The 15670-nt window shown below is 54.6% G+C and carries 13 protein-coding genes and 1 pseudogene; 2 read left to right on the top strand and 12 right to left on the bottom strand.

What is annotated here, in order from left to right; translation table 11 throughout:
* Positions 1-324: 324 nt before the first annotated feature.
* From RX395_RS07540 to RX395_RS07560, 5 genes are all read right to left on the bottom strand, one after another.
* Positions 325-966 carry a hypothetical protein gene (locus tag RX395_RS07540; protein WP_022094837.1) on the bottom strand — a complete coding sequence of 214 codons (642 nt, stop codon included), beginning with the start codon at positions 964-966 and terminating at the stop codon, positions 325-327.
* 143 nt (positions 967-1109) lie between these two features.
* Complete coding sequence (locus RX395_RS07545; RefSeq protein ID WP_316366634.1) at positions 1110-2078, bottom strand: DUF2971 domain-containing protein; 969 nt, start codon at positions 2076-2078, stop codon at positions 1110-1112.
* A 1291-nt stretch (positions 2079-3369) separates the two neighbouring features.
* Complete coding sequence (locus tag RX395_RS07550; RefSeq protein ID WP_231500720.1) at positions 3370-4473, bottom strand: ATP-binding protein; 1104 nt, start codon at positions 4471-4473, stop codon at positions 3370-3372.
* 209 nt (positions 4474-4682) lie between these two features.
* A complete protein-coding gene (locus RX395_RS07555) occupies positions 4683-4928 on the bottom strand; it encodes a hypothetical protein (protein WP_117839759.1) in 246 nt (81 codons plus the stop codon).
* A gap of 96 nt (positions 4929-5024) precedes the next feature.
* The gene (locus RX395_RS07560) at positions 5025-6026 is read right to left on the bottom strand and encodes an Abi family protein (protein WP_117757939.1); all 1002 of its coding nucleotides are present in this window, start codon (positions 6024-6026) and stop codon (positions 5025-5027) included.
* Positions 6027-6312: 286 nt separating this feature from the next.
* On the opposite strand from RX395_RS07560, the gene RX395_RS07565 reads away from it, so the two are divergent.
* Complete coding sequence (locus tag RX395_RS07565; RefSeq protein WP_117757953.1) at positions 6313-6642, top strand: ATP-binding protein; 330 nt, start codon at positions 6313-6315, stop codon at positions 6640-6642.
* On the opposite strand, the pseudogene RX395_RS10280 reads toward RX395_RS07565, so the two are convergent.
* The 7 genes and pseudogenes from RX395_RS10280 to RX395_RS07600 all read right to left on the bottom strand — a co-directional run.
* Positions 6612-6864: pseudogene (locus RX395_RS10280) on the bottom strand (ATP-binding protein); the annotation flags it as partial. The gene RX395_RS07565 and the pseudogene RX395_RS10280 overlap by 31 nt on opposite strands.
* Positions 6865-7042: 178 nt before the next feature.
* On the bottom strand, positions 7043-7363 hold the full coding sequence (locus RX395_RS07575) for a hypothetical protein (protein WP_187361856.1): 321 nt from the start codon (positions 7361-7363) through the stop codon (positions 7043-7045).
* Positions 7364-7483: 120 nt separating this feature from the next.
* The gene (locus tag RX395_RS07580; protein WP_316366640.1) at positions 7484-9970 is read right to left on the bottom strand and encodes a glycosyltransferase family 2 protein; all 2487 of its coding nucleotides are present in this window, start codon (positions 9968-9970) and stop codon (positions 7484-7486) included.
* The gene (locus tag RX395_RS07585) at positions 9971-11038 is read right to left on the bottom strand and encodes a glycosyltransferase family 2 protein (protein ID WP_316366642.1); all 1068 of its coding nucleotides are present in this window, start codon (positions 11036-11038) and stop codon (positions 9971-9973) included.
* 12 nt (positions 11039-11050) lie between these two features.
* A complete protein-coding gene (locus tag RX395_RS07590) occupies positions 11051-12169 on the bottom strand; it encodes a glycosyltransferase family 2 protein (RefSeq protein ID WP_158558594.1) in 1119 nt (372 codons plus the stop codon).
* A gap of 74 nt (positions 12170-12243) precedes the next feature.
* Complete coding sequence (locus RX395_RS07595; RefSeq protein ID WP_316366644.1) at positions 12244-13284, bottom strand: glycosyltransferase family 2 protein; 1041 nt, start codon at positions 13282-13284, stop codon at positions 12244-12246.
* Positions 13285-13290: 6 nt separating this feature from the next.
* Positions 13291-14394: a glycosyltransferase gene (locus tag RX395_RS07600; RefSeq protein ID WP_117772959.1), complete on the bottom strand. Its 1104-nt coding sequence runs from the start codon at positions 14392-14394 to the stop codon at positions 13291-13293.
* Positions 14395-14650: 256 nt separating this feature from the next.
* On the opposite strand from RX395_RS07600, the gene RX395_RS07605 reads away from it, so the two are divergent.
* Entirely contained in the window at positions 14651-15670 is a 1020-nt protein-coding gene (locus RX395_RS07605) for a glycosyltransferase (RefSeq protein WP_316366646.1), read from the top strand.

Raw genomic sequence — 15670 nt, forward strand, 5'->3', positions numbered from 1 at the left:
GAGTCCTACCGCGTCCGCCATGCCCTCATGCAGGAGAGCTAGCCGCTCAAAAAGCGTGCGCGCTTCCGATGCTGCGACTGCTCAATTTCCGATGCTCTTTTTGCTCAAATCCTCTTGACGAAACACAATCTACGCGATCATGCGGGACAGGGTGCCCTACGCCGCCTAGTCGAAGCGCTCCGAACAGATTGGAGCCCATCGGCCGAAAGGCCTGGCGTTAGCATGTCGCGATTCAATCTCGAAAACAGCATTGCCCAGTTGACAAAACTATAGGAACACCCCCCACGCTTACGCCATCTATTTTTTGTGCGATCCAAAGTATCGCTAGCTCACGCTCTTCACTATCATCAAATTTGCAGGTCTCATATTTGATGTTTCATTCAGCTCCTTAGAATCGATAACCAAATCCCATTGTCCATTTTGGCCCGGCAATGATCGGCAAAGTTGTTTGTTAGGTATACGAAACAATCGATTAACTGGAGTCAAACGCTTAACTCCAAAACATTTCAAACTGACAATTTCGATACATAATAAAGCTGCCAGTGAATTCAAACAGTTCTCCAAATTAGCTTTTCTAAAATACGTACCACGATCATGTTTCACAGCGTTATAGCTATCCCACCAAGTTAATTTTGCATACATTCCATTTATCCACGCATTAAAAGGTTTGAGTGAAATACTCTGGTTAATCGCAATGTCAACTACCTCATTTACAAAGGCAATATCATTCAAAGCAGACAGGCACTCGAATGCTTCCTTGATATTAGATGGTCTATTTCCGGATCGAAGTTCGACATAATCTTTAAAAACCGAATCAAATTCAGAACAAATCGATAAAAGCATCTTTGCAAATTCAACTGAATAAGTTGAGAAATTATCGTTGCTCAGCTCAACATAATTAAAGGAATTAACAAGCTCTCTTTCAAGAACCAAGTAGTAATCCCAATTTGATAAAGATAAACTCATAGACAAGCAACTCCCGTTAACGTAAATTACACCAAATTATCTTTCGAAATGCCCCCGTAGATATAGCAATCGCCAGCTCAGAAGTCTACTGACGCCCGATTCAGCTGACAAATAATTGACTATACGGCACTATTAAAGGATAACTAGCACTGTTCATCTACAGGAATATCCAGTTTATTCGCCGCGCAAATGCAAAGCTCTTTATCCTCTTGAGTCATCCTGCTCCCAAGAATAATTCGCAACGGCTTGCATGGGCGTTGTACATAATTCATCTCAAGCTCATCTGGCTCTGGTACAAGACGGGCACGATATTCGTTCTCCCGCTCAAACACACTGCCCTTTCTGTAAATTGCCCGTAGATCATTAAGCATGTCATCACTGCTCACATTAAGACCAAGCATCCTAGCAGCAGTCCAAGCAATTTGAGGGTCGCAATTAAATGGTTCGTCATCATATAAAATTGGTAATAATTCAGTGCGCATTCCGTTAGCTATGTTGCAATTGCGAATAGCTTCTCTGTCGTAAGCAAGAACGAAACCCGCTTGGCTTTCGGAATATACATTCCACATATTCGAATCGCTAGGATTGTCCGTTAGGCACAAAATGCGACAACAATTTCGGCAGCTATTCTGATGAACTGGGGCAACAAATCCTCCAACAAATAAGCGCAAGTTTTTAACAGCCGAGCGAAAAAGACTAACTTTTCCCTCATCGGATAGTATCTCGAACTCATCTATTCTTGCTGGATTAAAAGGAGCCCCCAGAACCCCTAAAACAAACGCAAGTCGTCTAAAATCAATTTGATTTATTATCTTTAACGCTTGTTCATCATCATTGAGATTACTTTCGATTTCATCTATACCATTCCAGTTATAGATCGGTACCGAGTCGCACTGATCGCTGAAAACCTTTGGATGAGAAAATGTAACAGTCGCGTTTTCTAGATCGGCAAAAGCGTATTCACTTGGAGGTCGATAGCGGTAAAGCATTCGCGGGACGAGAGAAGTCGATAGCGCTTCCAGCTCCTTCTTTGCGGAAACAATGGAGGCGCCATCGTTTTGCTTGGCAACGAGATTAGCCAGCGTCTCCCGATATGTTTCTTTCTGTGTCAAGCTTAGCGCCATGCAATATCGCTTCCCGATCTAGCTAAATTAGATGCAGTTGATTTTATCCAGTGCAAAAATACTGAATGCACATACGAAGCAGAAGTCATGTCTATCAACTACCAAAAAATGATTCCGATTGGAACGTACCGGAAATCGTAAAAGCTGCCAACGGATATATTTATAATAGCCTGAGATGGCTAGAGATGAAAACATATAGTCATCAAGCAGTCTTGTCCTCCGATGAAGACGCCAGCTATGACATCGAATTCCACTCTCTGTCAGGTCGCTTTACCAATTACGGAGCGCCGCAGAGGCTGCAGAAGCAGTCGAGTATGCAGAAAAGATTTATATGGGCGCGTCAATTAAAAAAGCTCTGTTAGACCAGGATTGACACACATCTGTCCCCACGGCGCCATATCGTTAGCCTCGTAGACCGCGGGGCAGCATGAACGCCGAGGACCTGGTAATCGCCTTCAAACGGGACATGGCGAAGCTGAGCGGGACCGAGCGCCGCCGCGCGATTGAGTCCGTCAGGGACGTGATCCGCGCGGCGGCGTTCGACGACACGGCCGGCCCCGCCTACGAGGTCGAGCGCAGCCGCGTCTGCCTCAAGACCGCCTACGCCATGCGCCATAGGCTGATCGAGTGCCTCTCGGCCCACTGCCCCCATTCAGGGCCGGGCGGGGCTGCGGCGGCGAGCTCGACGAGATCTACTTCCCTGAGTCGCTCAAGGGCAAGGGCAACCGCGCGAAGGGGTTGTTCGCGATGCCGTATCGGCAGCATAGAGACGGTATGTCCATTTCGTCTCTTTTAGCGCTGAATACCATGTATCGGGTTCATTTTCTCATGCCTTATAAGGAATATATGAGACGGCTGAATTCGTAGATGCCTGTTGTAAATGAATGTATGTGAGAAAGCTAACAACTACATAATAAGAGTTGCGTTTGGCATCAGGCAACGAAAACCGTTGCATTTTGTCTCTTGCAACTAAAAGGGTTGCGTTTGGTATATAGCAACGAAAACAGTTGCATTATGTCTCATGCAACTAAAAGGGTTGCTTTTGGTGTCTAGCAACGAAAACAGTTGTGCACGGGCAAGATAACCCTCACGCTTTGCGAATGATATCTTTGTTCCTGCAAATTAAAACACGCAATGTTATAGATAGACGAAATCTGATTAGCGGGCGACGATGAATGCCACATCTCTATTATCACGGGGACTGCCGCCCCAGAAAAACCCGATATGGCAATCGACGCTGATAGCAGTCTTAAAGAACATGACGTCGCCCTCACTCGACCTAGAACCGCTCGAGAATCTCCTCGGCGTTCTCTCGCAGATAGATATCTAGGTCCGGCACGGCAAACTGCACGTAGCCCCTCTGTGGTGCCTGAATAACCTCTCTTTGTAGCAATTTTGCCCTAATGGAGCTGACCTCATTGGTCTTTTTACCCATGCGCTTAGCAATCTCGGATGATTTGGACTGTTGTTTATCCTCGCACATGGCCAAAAGGTATTTGATATCGTTGAGCCCCAGTCCAGAAATCGCGGGCTCGTGAACAACATCGTGAAAACGAGCCTCTGCCAGCGCAATGCCTTCAGTGACGTCGCGCTCGCTCACAATGGCACTTTTGGCACGATGCAAGTTGGCGCGCTGCCAAATGGAATAACCGACCAGTTGCACCAGATAGGCATAGCCCTTAGTGGCCTTAGCGGCTCTCGACAGGAGATTGTCCTCTATGGTCAAGCCAGTCGCGACAAAGCTATCGCCCATAGAGAGCGCTACCTCCACCTGGTTGATAGGCGCCAGATCTTCGGGGAGGGCACGACGCAAGAACGTAAGCGCCTTGCCGTTAATAAGATCCATAACACCGGCGGGTAACCCGGCAAAGGCAAGTGCGATATCTACTTTTTCCCCTATCAAAAGCTGAACCGTAGACGCAATGGCACGCATATCGTCAATCGGAGCGTCCTGAACTTCATCGATGGCAATAAAAAGACCCTCGGATGACTTCGCCGCCGAACTTAGCAACTTTCTAAGGCTCGACTCTTTGGGTGCAACATCGACTTTCGCAGAAACAAAGCCGGCGTTTACACCGACCGAAGCATTGGCCGCAAGGGAAGAATCAGCAACCTGATCCTTCAAGTCCAGCAATAGGTTAGGGCCAGCAGAAACAATAGCGGTCTTCCATCCAAGCTCTCGCGCACGATCCCTAAGATCGCAGAGCAAAACAGTTTTTCCGGAGCCCCTCGGTCCAGCAATACGCATGAGCCTCGCAGGTGCACCAATTCCCGCATTCAAACTCTCGGTAAACTCAAGGGCAATATCATCACGACCAATTATGCGCGGAGGCTCAGCGCCGGCAGTGGGACGAAACGGATTATGGAATGCTGTGGCGCTCACTTGTTTGCCTTTCTAGGGAATCGATTAACAGCCAATCATCGGTTAAATAATTATCGCAGACTATATCGAATAATATCGAGTTATATAAGGCTGTATAAACTTATCGCGGAAGTATCGAGCTTTCGTAATATGACTTAGTTAATAGTCCACCATTGCTTTCTTCCAAGCTCATAGCGAAAGAAAGTTCAGGACTTCCTAAACCCATTGCCTTAATACGAGAAATACTCGCTCTCGGCAGATAGGTTTGGCCCCAACCACGGATCGCCGCTGAGGAAGAACTCCGGCCAGCGCTGCATGAACAGTGCTTGCTCACGCTTCCAGCGGCGCAGCTTTTCCTCGTTGGCCTCTTCCCTGCCGCGCGAGGTGAACTCGTAGTGATACAGGGGTGAAGATAGGTAGGCCCGGCCGTGCGCGGTAGCTCCGCGGGCGGCCGGGCCGGTTTTGCCTCTTGGCAATGTTCAACTCATATTAAAAGGGAGGAGTCGACTGATCGGCCCCTCCCACGGCGTTTCGCCGTTTCTCTCTACACATATTAGCACACGGAAGGAACGTCACCGCTTGCGCCCGTAGCCATCGATGAACCCCTCAATAAATCCGTATTTCTGCCGGTCACCGCTTCCGACGATCATCATGTACGTATCAACCCCGACAGCGCTCTCGAGCTTCTCGAGCTCCCGCAGGCATTTCCGAAGAAAATCTCTGGAACGCTTCTTCTGATGCGTTAGCAAGGTCAATAGGTAGGCCAGGAGAACGATGTAGTCGATTATGGAATTGAAATTCAACCTGTACCCGATAGAAAGATCCTCATCGAGAAGCTCGCCAACCGCGGCCAGGTTTCTGTCGGTCTTGGGATACTTAACCGATTGGCTGAACCTCGAATCAAATACCGCCCCGTTATGGGCGACCGCGTTCCTTAAGGGACGAATCGTCTCGACGATGTTGATGACGATGCCGGGGTTCGCATGTAAGAGACCTAGGTCGCTTGCGATATCGGCGAGGATTTCATCGGGAAGGCTTCTGCATACGCTTGTGAGATCGCCGAGGGTCATCACCTCGAAAATGCTCCAAACGGGCGCGTCATCGTCGCGATCGACATAATGCTTCACGAGATCGTTTTTGTAACTCCGTCTCACGATGTTCTGAAGCTGGCTCTTGAGCTTGAGCTTTTCCCCCATCTGCCCGTTCACGACCCTTCCGTTGACATCCCTGCATGTCCGGAGGCCGCGCTTTAAGAAGGTCGCCAGCCCGGGGTCCTCTATGTTCTCAAGTATTCTGGCCAAGACTATGTTTTTAACCGCCGTTTCGATGAACATTATCTCCGGGTAGATTGCAGCCTTGATGGCGGAATCGAACCCGTATATGTCCATGAGTGCATCGAACGAAGGGAGGGGGAGCGCATTTTTGGGCTTTCGGACAAACCGGAAGCCTTTATAGCCATGGAAATAGCCCATGTTTCTCAGCAGTATCTTTCTGTCGCTCCCCCGCAAATCCTCCATACCGTGATTCGTCCTCATGTGCTTCATGAGGGAATTGATGCTCATGCCCTTCTTCATCGAACCTCCCTTGGCCTCCTTCTAGGAAATTATATCCCAGCCCGCCTCGACGGGGCGAGCCTGTCGTTGGCGCCGGCCTATTTGTGTTTGTTAACGTCGTGATTGCGGGTTTGATCACATCCGATTTTCAGAATTGAGCACGATAGTTTTTCGGTTTTGAGCACGGCCACGCCGACCAGACCGCATGCCTTAACGTTGTCGGTGCGTCGTATCGGCAACGAGCAAAGGCAGGAGGGAATGATCGACGTGGACAAGATAGAGGACGCAGGTGGCGGGCTGCAGGGCCATGCTCGAGGCCGAGCTCGCGCACAGGGACGCGACCAAGAGGGCACGGCTGCTCAGGCAGGCGAGGCTCCCCGTGCACAAGTCGGCCGAGGGGTTCGACTGGTCGCACGTGCGGTTCTCCGAGGGCTGGGGCCGCGACGACATGCTTTCGCTGGGCTTCGTCGGCCCCCGCGAGGACCTCGTGTTCTTCGGCAAGACCGGCAGGGGCAAGACCCACATGGCCGTGGCCCTGGCGATGCGCACGGCCGCCGCCATCTGGTCGTCGCCGAACACCGCGCCCCACCGGCTGAACTCCAGGTTCGTGGTGATGACCACCGACTGCCGCTCGTAGGCGTCGGCGAACACCTAGAAGAGCGCGCGCGCCGTCGAGATCCAGCGGCAGGAAGCCGAGCTCGTCGATGACGAGCAGCCTAGCGCAGCCGATGAGCGCGGCCTCACGGTCAAGGCGCCCCTCGTCGCGGGCGCGCCGCAGCCGCATGACGAGCGATGACGCGGTGAAGAAGCGGGCCTCCATCCTCCGCTCGCACGCCAGCATGCACAGCGCCGAGGCCATGTGCGTCTTGCCGGTGCTGACGTCCCCCACCAGCACGAGGTCCTCGCAGAAACCAGTTTCATGGAGCGTTTCATTGAAAATCCCCCTAATCTAGCAACGGTTTAAAGTCTACTAGATTGGGGGGGGACGCGAGCCAAGTCGACAAAGGCAGTTAACCGGCGGCTATTCATGCCTCGATTTAGAACCGCTCGAGAATCTCCGCAGCATTCTCTCGCAGATAGATATCTAGGTCCGGCACGGCAAACTGCACGTAGCCCCTCTGTGGTGCCTGAATAACCTCTCTTTGTAGCAATTTGGCCCTAATAGAGCTGATCTCATTGGTCTTTTTACCCATGCGCTTAGCAATCTCGGCTGATTTGGACTGTTGTTTATCCTCGCACATCGCCAAAAGGTATTTGATATCGTTAAGTCCCAGTCCAGAAATCGCGGGCTCGTGAACAACATCGTGAAAACGAGCCTCTGCCAGCGCAATGCCTTCGGTGACATCGTGTTCGCTCACAATGGCACTTTTGGCACGATGCAAGTTGGCGCGCTGCCAAATGGAGTAACCGACCATTTGCACCAGATAGGCATAGCCCTTAGTGGTCTTAGCGGTTCTCGACAGCAGTTAAACCATTGTCTAAAGCGAGAAATACTCACTCTCGGCAGATAAGTTAGGCCCCAACCACGGATCACCCGTCAAGAAAAACTCCGGCCAGCGCTGCATAAACAGCGCTTGCTCGCGCTTCCAGCGGCGCAGCTTTTCCTCGTTGGCCTCTTCCCTGCCGCGCGAGGTGAACTCGTAGTGATACAGCTCGGCATAAGGCGTATAGATGGTGTGGTAGCCCGCCTCCCATACGCGCAGGCAAAAGTCTGCGTCGTTAAAGCCAACGGCGAATTCCTCGTTGTAGCCGCCGACGCGCTCAAATACGTCGCGTCGCACCATCTGGCAGGCACCCGTTACGGCGCTAAAGTTGCCCGGGCGCACAGCGCGGGCAAGATAGCCCTCGCGCTTTGCCGAGAAGTCCTGGTTGGCATGGGCAAGTGCCCCACGCACGCCAACCAAAATGCCGGCATGCTGCACCAGATGATCGGCAAAGTAGAGTTTGGCGCCCACCACGCCCGCATCGGGACGCTGCAGATAGCCCATCATCTCTTCGATAAAGTCCGGGCTTATGACCTCGGTATCGTTGTTGAGCAGCAGCAGGTAGTCGCCCTTGGCGTGCTTCACACCAAAATTGATGATCTGAGAGTAATTGAACTCGCCCGGCCAGCACACAACACGCGCGATGCCCTTGCCTTCGGATGCTGCAGCCACGCGCTCTGGCAGGGTTTCGTAATACGCAAACGTCTCCGGGGCTTCGCTGTTGTTCTCCACCAAGACGATCTCGTAATTGGTATACGTTGCCTTCTGAGCGATCGACATCACGCAGGCATCGAGCGTCTCAACGTGATCCTTAGTGGGAATCACAATGCTCACCAGCGGCGCAGACTCCGGCAGCGCATAACGCATGTGATAGACAAACGGCGTCTCGGCCTCCTCGACCGTTCCGCAAATGCCCAGCGCGTTAAAGTGGCGCTGAAGCGCAAGGCGCCCAGCTTCAATAGCATACGGCTTGCTATCGGCAGAACCGTCGGCGGTTGAACCGGGATGCACGCGCCAGTGATACAGTACGTGCGCAACATGTTCAAACCGCGCGCCCGCCGCAAGGCAGCGGAGCGTCAGGTCGTAATCTTGGGCGCCCGCGACGTCTTCCGGCGACATGCCAATGCGATCAATAAGCGCCTTCTGCACCATCAGGAAATGCGTCACGCAGTTATGGCTATAGAGCAGGTCGACGTTGAGCTTGGTCTTAAAGACCGGCTGGCCCCACTCCCCCGTTTTCTGGAACATGTCCTCGTCGCAGAACAGGACCTGGGGACGCTCGTCCTCGGCAGCCTTGTTCAGCGCGGCAACATAGTGGAACAACGCGTCCGGTTCCAGGATGTCGTCATGGTCCAAGAACGCGATGTAGTCGCCCGTCGCTTGCTCGATACCTGCGTTGGTGTTGACCACAATGCCGCCGTTGCCGGGAAGCTCGATGCGACGGATGCGCTCGTCGTTGGCACCTGCCGCAAGGGCGGCCACCGCATCCCATTCAGGCGAGGCATCCATAAGGAGCAGTTCCCAGTTGTCATAACTCTGGACTAGCACCGAGTCCAGCAGCTCGCGCAGGTATTCCCGATCAGTCTTGTAGCACGGCACCACAATACTCACGAGTGGTCTATAGGCAAAAGCCACCGAAGCGACACGCTGGCACGCTAAATCGCCCGGCTTTGCGCGATGTTGCTCAAACCAACGTCGATAAGCTGCGTCGTCTGCACGCGCGTCCTTCATGCGGTTCCAGCTGTCGTCGACAATGCCGTTGTACAGGCGACCATCCATGGCGCAAAAACCGCTCTGGATTAGGCCCGTGGGATCAGCCGCAATCGCGACAAAATCACGTATATCCTGGGGCATCTCAACGCTCAAATACGTTTTATTGACGCGGCAACCGTTGCGCTGCGGCACATCGATCTGCGATTCAAACACATGCACGGTGACATCGATGGCATTCATATGCGCATCGAAAATCTGGAGCTCAGGGGTGCACTTGGAGTCTCCCACCCACGTAACCTCATAGCGCCACACCGCGCCGGCGTCTGCCGGCAAATAGCGAATGGCATCGATCTCGTAGCGACCGCAGCATTCGCCACGCTGCGCATCGCGGATAAGCGCACACAGCGCAGGCTTTGCTTTGTAGTTAATCTTGGATTCCAGCTTGGCCACGCGGCTATCGAGGCGAATAGAGCCCAACCTTTGGCCACCGAATGCAAAAACGGCATCCATCGACGAGCCATCCAAAAACGGAAGTACCAAGACGGCGAGCTCGCGTTCGTAATCGGAAACGGAAGGGCAAAGCGTCAGCACACGGCCATGATCGACCGGGAGTACCAGCGACGGCACACAAGAGCCGCTCGTCGTCGCATGGGCAAACGCTTGAGAACCCTCCCGCTCAATAAGCGCGGTGACATCCTGACCGGCAAAACGAAGCAGCACAAACAGACGGCCCTGACTGCGGCAAAGCGCCAAACGCTTGATACTCATCTACACTTCTCGCTTTCCCAGGGCGTTCGCTGCCATGCGTTTGCAGGCACCCAGGCGCCCAAACCTCAAGACGTCGTAATCGAACATGAGCTTTTTACATGCACGGGCATTGGGGGCCCTGCTGGTAAGCGCCGCACGCACCATAGCAGCAACAGAAGGAGCGCATTGTGCGAGCGCAGCATCGCTGCCCACGGCAGAACCGGCAAGCGCCGTGGCAACGGCAGCAAACACCTTGCCGCAGTCCGAACCCAGCAACCTGAGCGCATCGTACAGCACCAGATCGCATAGGAAGTACGCCAGGTCATCGGCATACTGGACATCGAGACCGTCGCGCTGCCAGTCAGCCAGCACAGCGGAGTAAATCTTCACATGCTCCAGCAGACGCGTCTCGTCGTCATAGCGCATGGTGTCCATGAGCGAGCCCTTGCGCGCCACGCGGTAGTCATACAGCTTGTTCGAAATAAGCGCGGTCTTGCGCGAGCGACCGTACACGGCAAAATCGAAGACCTGGTCCTCGCCATACTTAACGGTTTCGTCGAACACGATCCCGTTGCCCAGCAAAAACTCACGCTTGCAAGCGGTGCGCCATGCAAAGGGGCGAGACGCTTCCTTAAACAGCAGGTCGGAGCCATAGCCTTCAAACGATACATCGCGCGGGCTCAGTACATAGTTAAGCCACGGATACCCCGCCTCCAGCGGATACGGATTCGCGCCAAAGGTCAACACGTCGCAATCCTCGCGTTCAAAGGCATCGACGATCACGCGGCATGCATCGGGCGTAAACCGGTCGTCGGAATCCAAAAACGCGACGATAGGCGTCGTGGACGCAGCGATGCCGGCATTACGCGCACTCGACAGGCCCCCGTTTGGCTTATCGACCAGCGTAAAGCGCGCGTCCTTTTCGCAATACGCAGCCGCAATATCGCGCGAACCGTCCGGCGAGCCATCGTTGACCAGCACGCCTTCCCAATCGGGCATGTCCTGCGCAAGCAGGGAGTCCAGGCACCAGGCCAGGCACTCCTCCACGTTATAGATAGGAACGACAACGGAAATCTTGGGGGTAGCCATAGTCAAGTGCTCCTACTGTGCGACCGGAACGTCATCGGGGTGCGGGTTGTCGCCGTAGGCGCGCTGATACGTCAGCACGCGCCAGACCAGCGGCAGGCCGCCGATCTTAAAGTAGTGTTTAAACGTATTGAGCTTGCCCGGCTTCTTAAAATCAAAGCGCGAATCGATATAGGCGCGGGGCGACTTGACCATCAGTCGCAAGTCGGTCTCGCCACGCGGGTCGAAGAGAGACAGGTCAAAGCGACCGGCATCCCAATCGGCCTTGAGCTCGGGAGATGCCTTCTCCCAAAACTGCTCGCGCAATTCATCGACCAGGCGCTCATCATTCCAACGGTACGTATCGACCTTCATGCGCATTAAAATACCCTGAAGCTGAGCCTTAAGCTCGGGGCGTTCATCCAAAAAGCGCTGCATCTCGGTATATTCGTCGCACACGCAAAACACCTTGTTAGGAGAATTAACGGAGCTCTTCTCGTTATCTTGGCGATAGCACAAAATGGGGTCCGCGATAAACGCAGCACGCTCGGCGCATGCCCAGACCTTAAAGTTAAAACCCGCATCCTGATACGAAGCACCTGGCGTGGGAAGAAACCGAATCTGATTGTCGTTGAGGAACTCGCGCCGGTAGATAGCCGACCAAATGGAAGGTTTGCGGTAGAAGATGCCCGGGCGATCGACGGGGCGATACGCGGCGCCCGTCATATGCTCGTCGATGATCCCAAACAGCTCACGCCGCTCGCTGGGCGTGGACCAATACAGGTAAAAGTCGCCCTTTACCACATCGGCATGCTCGGCATCGGCCTTGGCGACCAGCTTTTGGAGTGAATCCTCAAACATAAAGTCGTCGGACTCAAGGATGCCCACGTACTCGCCGCGCGCCATCTCCAGGCCGCGGTTCATCGAGTCGCCGTAGCCGCTGTTGGCCTTGTCGATCATCTTTACACGGGGGTCGCGCTCCATGTACTCGCGGATGATATCTGGCGAGCTATCGGTGGAGCCGTCGTTGATGCAGATGATCTCGATGTCCTTGAGCGTCTGCGCCACGGCGGAATCGAGGCACTCACGCAGGTAGCGCTCAACATTGCAGATGGGAACAAGAAGCGAAACTTTAGGGGTATCAGAGTTCTGCAAGAGAACCTCCTGTTGAATAGCGTGTAACAGGGTTATTTTAGCAGCCGAGTTGCGGCGGGCGGCAGCGCTTGGAATTAAATAAAACGCTCCAGGCAGGCTTTGAGACCGCGAGTCGAAAGATAGAACAGCGCGGCATCTGCCATCGAAACGCCCGAGGTCGCCGCAACGAGCTTGTGGGCAACACGGCGAACGGCGCCCTTAGCAGGCATATCCGCCCACTCCGTTCCCAAAAACGTCGTGAGGTCCATGTTGACGCGAGCCGCCACGCGATGGAAGTCATCGGCATCCAAGCGCGCCAGGTCGAACACAATGAGGTCCAGGAACCAGGTGATCAGCTCGCCGGGGCACAGGTCCAAAAGACCGTAGGCCGCCCAGCCCTCCAAGACCTCCTCGAGCATTCTCATGTGGGCGTCAAGCTTTTTGGCGCGAGCCTCGGCACTGTTGAACTCGTGCGTCGCCGATTCGCTCTCCATCACGTAGTGGTAGAACTTGTCCGGCATGACGACGGTCTTGCGGGCAAGCGCATAAGCCGCAAATTGGAAGACGACGTCCTCGCCCAAAGCCAAACCGGGGGCGAAGCGAATGCCTTCGCGATTGAGCAGCTCGCGCGAAAAAGCCACGCGGCAGGCATAGGGCTGCGCATTCGAATGGAACAGAAGTTGGGGATCACGGGCGTCGAAGGTACCGGCTTTGGGGCTCATGAGTTGATGGACGCGTTTGGGGGCAGCATCGGCTGGTTCACAGACGCCGCCAAAAACGGCGGCCTCGGCATCTACAGACTCCATGGCATGCAGTACGCGCTCGACCGTCTGGGCATCGATATAATCGTCGGCGTCCACAAAAAAGACGGTCTCGCCCTCGGCGGCATCGATACCGGCATTTCGAGCACACGAGACACCCGCATTTTCCTGGTCAATCACCAGTACGCGATCGTCGGCCTGCGCGACCTGGCGCAACACGTTCAACGAATCATCAGTCGAACCGTCGTTGACGCAGACAACCTGAATCGAGCGTTCGGACTGAGCCAACAGCGAATCGAGGCATCGCTGAATGGAGCGCGCAGAGTTGTAAACGGGGACGACAATGGTCGCTTTGGGGGTCAAAGTCTCTCCCATGTCGACCTACCCCCTCAGCGATTCGATGAGGAAGGCAGCAACCACGCCTGGGCCTCCAACCGAGGCGTAATACTTAGCACGCCCCAAGGCACCATCCGTCGCAAAACTCGGATGCTCGTCAACCCAGCCCTCAGGATCTTTGAGGATGGCAGCGAGATTTGCGCGCTTCCACGGCTTGAGGTCGTCAAGCGAAAACTCCCCCGCGTCCAAGGCCGCTTGGAACTCCTTGGCCATCTGAACCAGGAACTCCTTATAGAACTTAGGCGCCAAGCGCACGTAGTTCCACATATACGAATCGTACTTAATGAGTTGGTTGAACTTGAGCATGCGCGCGACGTCATCACTTGCGTGGTCGCGGGCATAATCCTCTCGAATCCAACGCTCAATCTCGGCATACTCGGTATTGACGCAAAAGACCTTAGCCGAAGAATTGACCGAGGAATTCTCGTTGTCCTGGCGATACGACAACACGGCATCATGCAGGTAAATAGCCTTTTCGGCACACGCGATCACCTTAAAGGCAAATGACGTGTCCTGAAAGGATGCCCCCGGAGTCGGCAGGAACTTGATACCGTTGCGCTCAAGAAAATCACGACGGTACACGGCCGACCAAATCGACGGTTTTTGCTTAAAGAACTGCGTCGTATTGCTGGGATGCACCGGTTTGCCACAATCCCTTGCCTTAAACATCTCGTGCAGCGAACGACGCTCCTCGGGCTTAGACCAGTAGAAATCAAAGTTCGCCTTCGCAAAGTCGGCATTATTGCTATCGGCGGCCGAGACAAGCTTTTCGAGTGCGTCGGGCGCCATAAAGTCATCGGACTCCAAGATGCCAACGTACTTGCCACGCGCCATCTCCAGACCGTGGTTCATCGAGTCGCCGTAGCCGCTGTTGGCCTTGTCGATCATCTTGACGCGCCCATCGCGCTCCATATACTCGCGGATAATCGCCGGCGAGTTGTCGGTCGACCCGTCGTTAATGCAGATGATCTCAATATCCTTGAGCGTCTGCGCCAGGGCGGAATCGAGACACTCGCGCAGGTAGCGCTGAACATTGTAAATGGGAATAAGCAGCGACAGAACAGGGCTGCCAGAGGCGTTAGTAGACAAATGTGCTCCTTAGGAAATACCTGTCGTTTCATGGTATCAAAGGGTCAGCGCGCCAGCGGGCGTTTATATAATCTATGGAGCCTCTTGCGGGCAAAGCAGCCCCACGTCATGCGGCGGGCCCATGGCAGGTTCCTGCGTTTTATTCAAAGCTTGCCGCTAAGGTGCGCCGAGCCTTTACAATAGGACCGTCCCAAGGACGTATTCGATAGCTTCCGCGCAGCACTCGCCCGCCGCGCGTGAAAGGATATATTGCCCCATGCCTTCAACCCTTCCCGCTCCCATCGATAAGCTCGCCATCGTCGTCGTTACGTACAAGCGCCAGGAACTCCTGGCCAACTTGTTCGACTCCATGACCGAGCTCACGGCCGCGCCCTGGCGCATCGTGATTGTCGATAACGAGAATTCGCGCGAGACCGAGGCCATGTGCGCCGCATTCAACGAGCGCCTGGCCAACCTGTGGGGCATCGACACCGAGCAGCCCGACGCGCAGGGCGGCACCGACCGTGTCATCTACGCCCCGCAGCTCGAAAACGGCGGCGGTGCGGGCGGCTTCTCCGCCGGCACCAAATGCGCCTACGACCTGGGCGCCCAGTGGTTCTGGGTGATGGACGACGACGTGCTCGTCATCCCCGAAGGCATCGAGCGTCTTGCCAAGTGGACCGACCGCTACGATGTCATCCAGGGTTCGCGCCTGGACTTTGACGGCGGCGCCTTCTTTTGGCAGTACCAGCTCATCCTTTCGCTTGGTATCCCCAACCCCATCGCTAAGTGGGACCTGGGCCCCAAGGGCTACCGCGCCATGAACCAGTTGTGCTTTGAAGGCGGCCTGTTCTCGCGCCGCGTGGTCGACAAGATCGGCCTGCCGGATGCGCGATTCTTCATCTACGGCGACGATGCCTGCTACGGCTACGTGGCCAGCCAGCACTTCCCCGCCGCCGTTGTTGCCGACGTGGTGCTCAAGCGCGCCCGCGCCGTCTCTAACTGGGATATCGCCGGCAAGCGCCAGCTCAACTCCACGAGCGACACCAACCGTTACTACATCATGCGCAACCGCGGTTATCTGGCACGCTACATGCAGATCTACGGCGACTACCACCCTATGCTGTTCCGTCTGGGCAACGCCGCGACCTTCTGCAAGGAATTCATTCGCCTGGCCGCGGTCGACAAGTGCTTTAAGACCGGCATTCCGGCGCTGCGCCGAGGTATGAAGGACGCCCGCAAGATCATCAAGGATCCCAACTGGAAGCCCATGCCGCCCCTGAAGGACGCGGAGTAA

The organism is Collinsella aerofaciens (assembly GCF_032584215.1).
GTDB lineage: Bacteria > Actinomycetota > Coriobacteriia > Coriobacteriales > Coriobacteriaceae > Collinsella.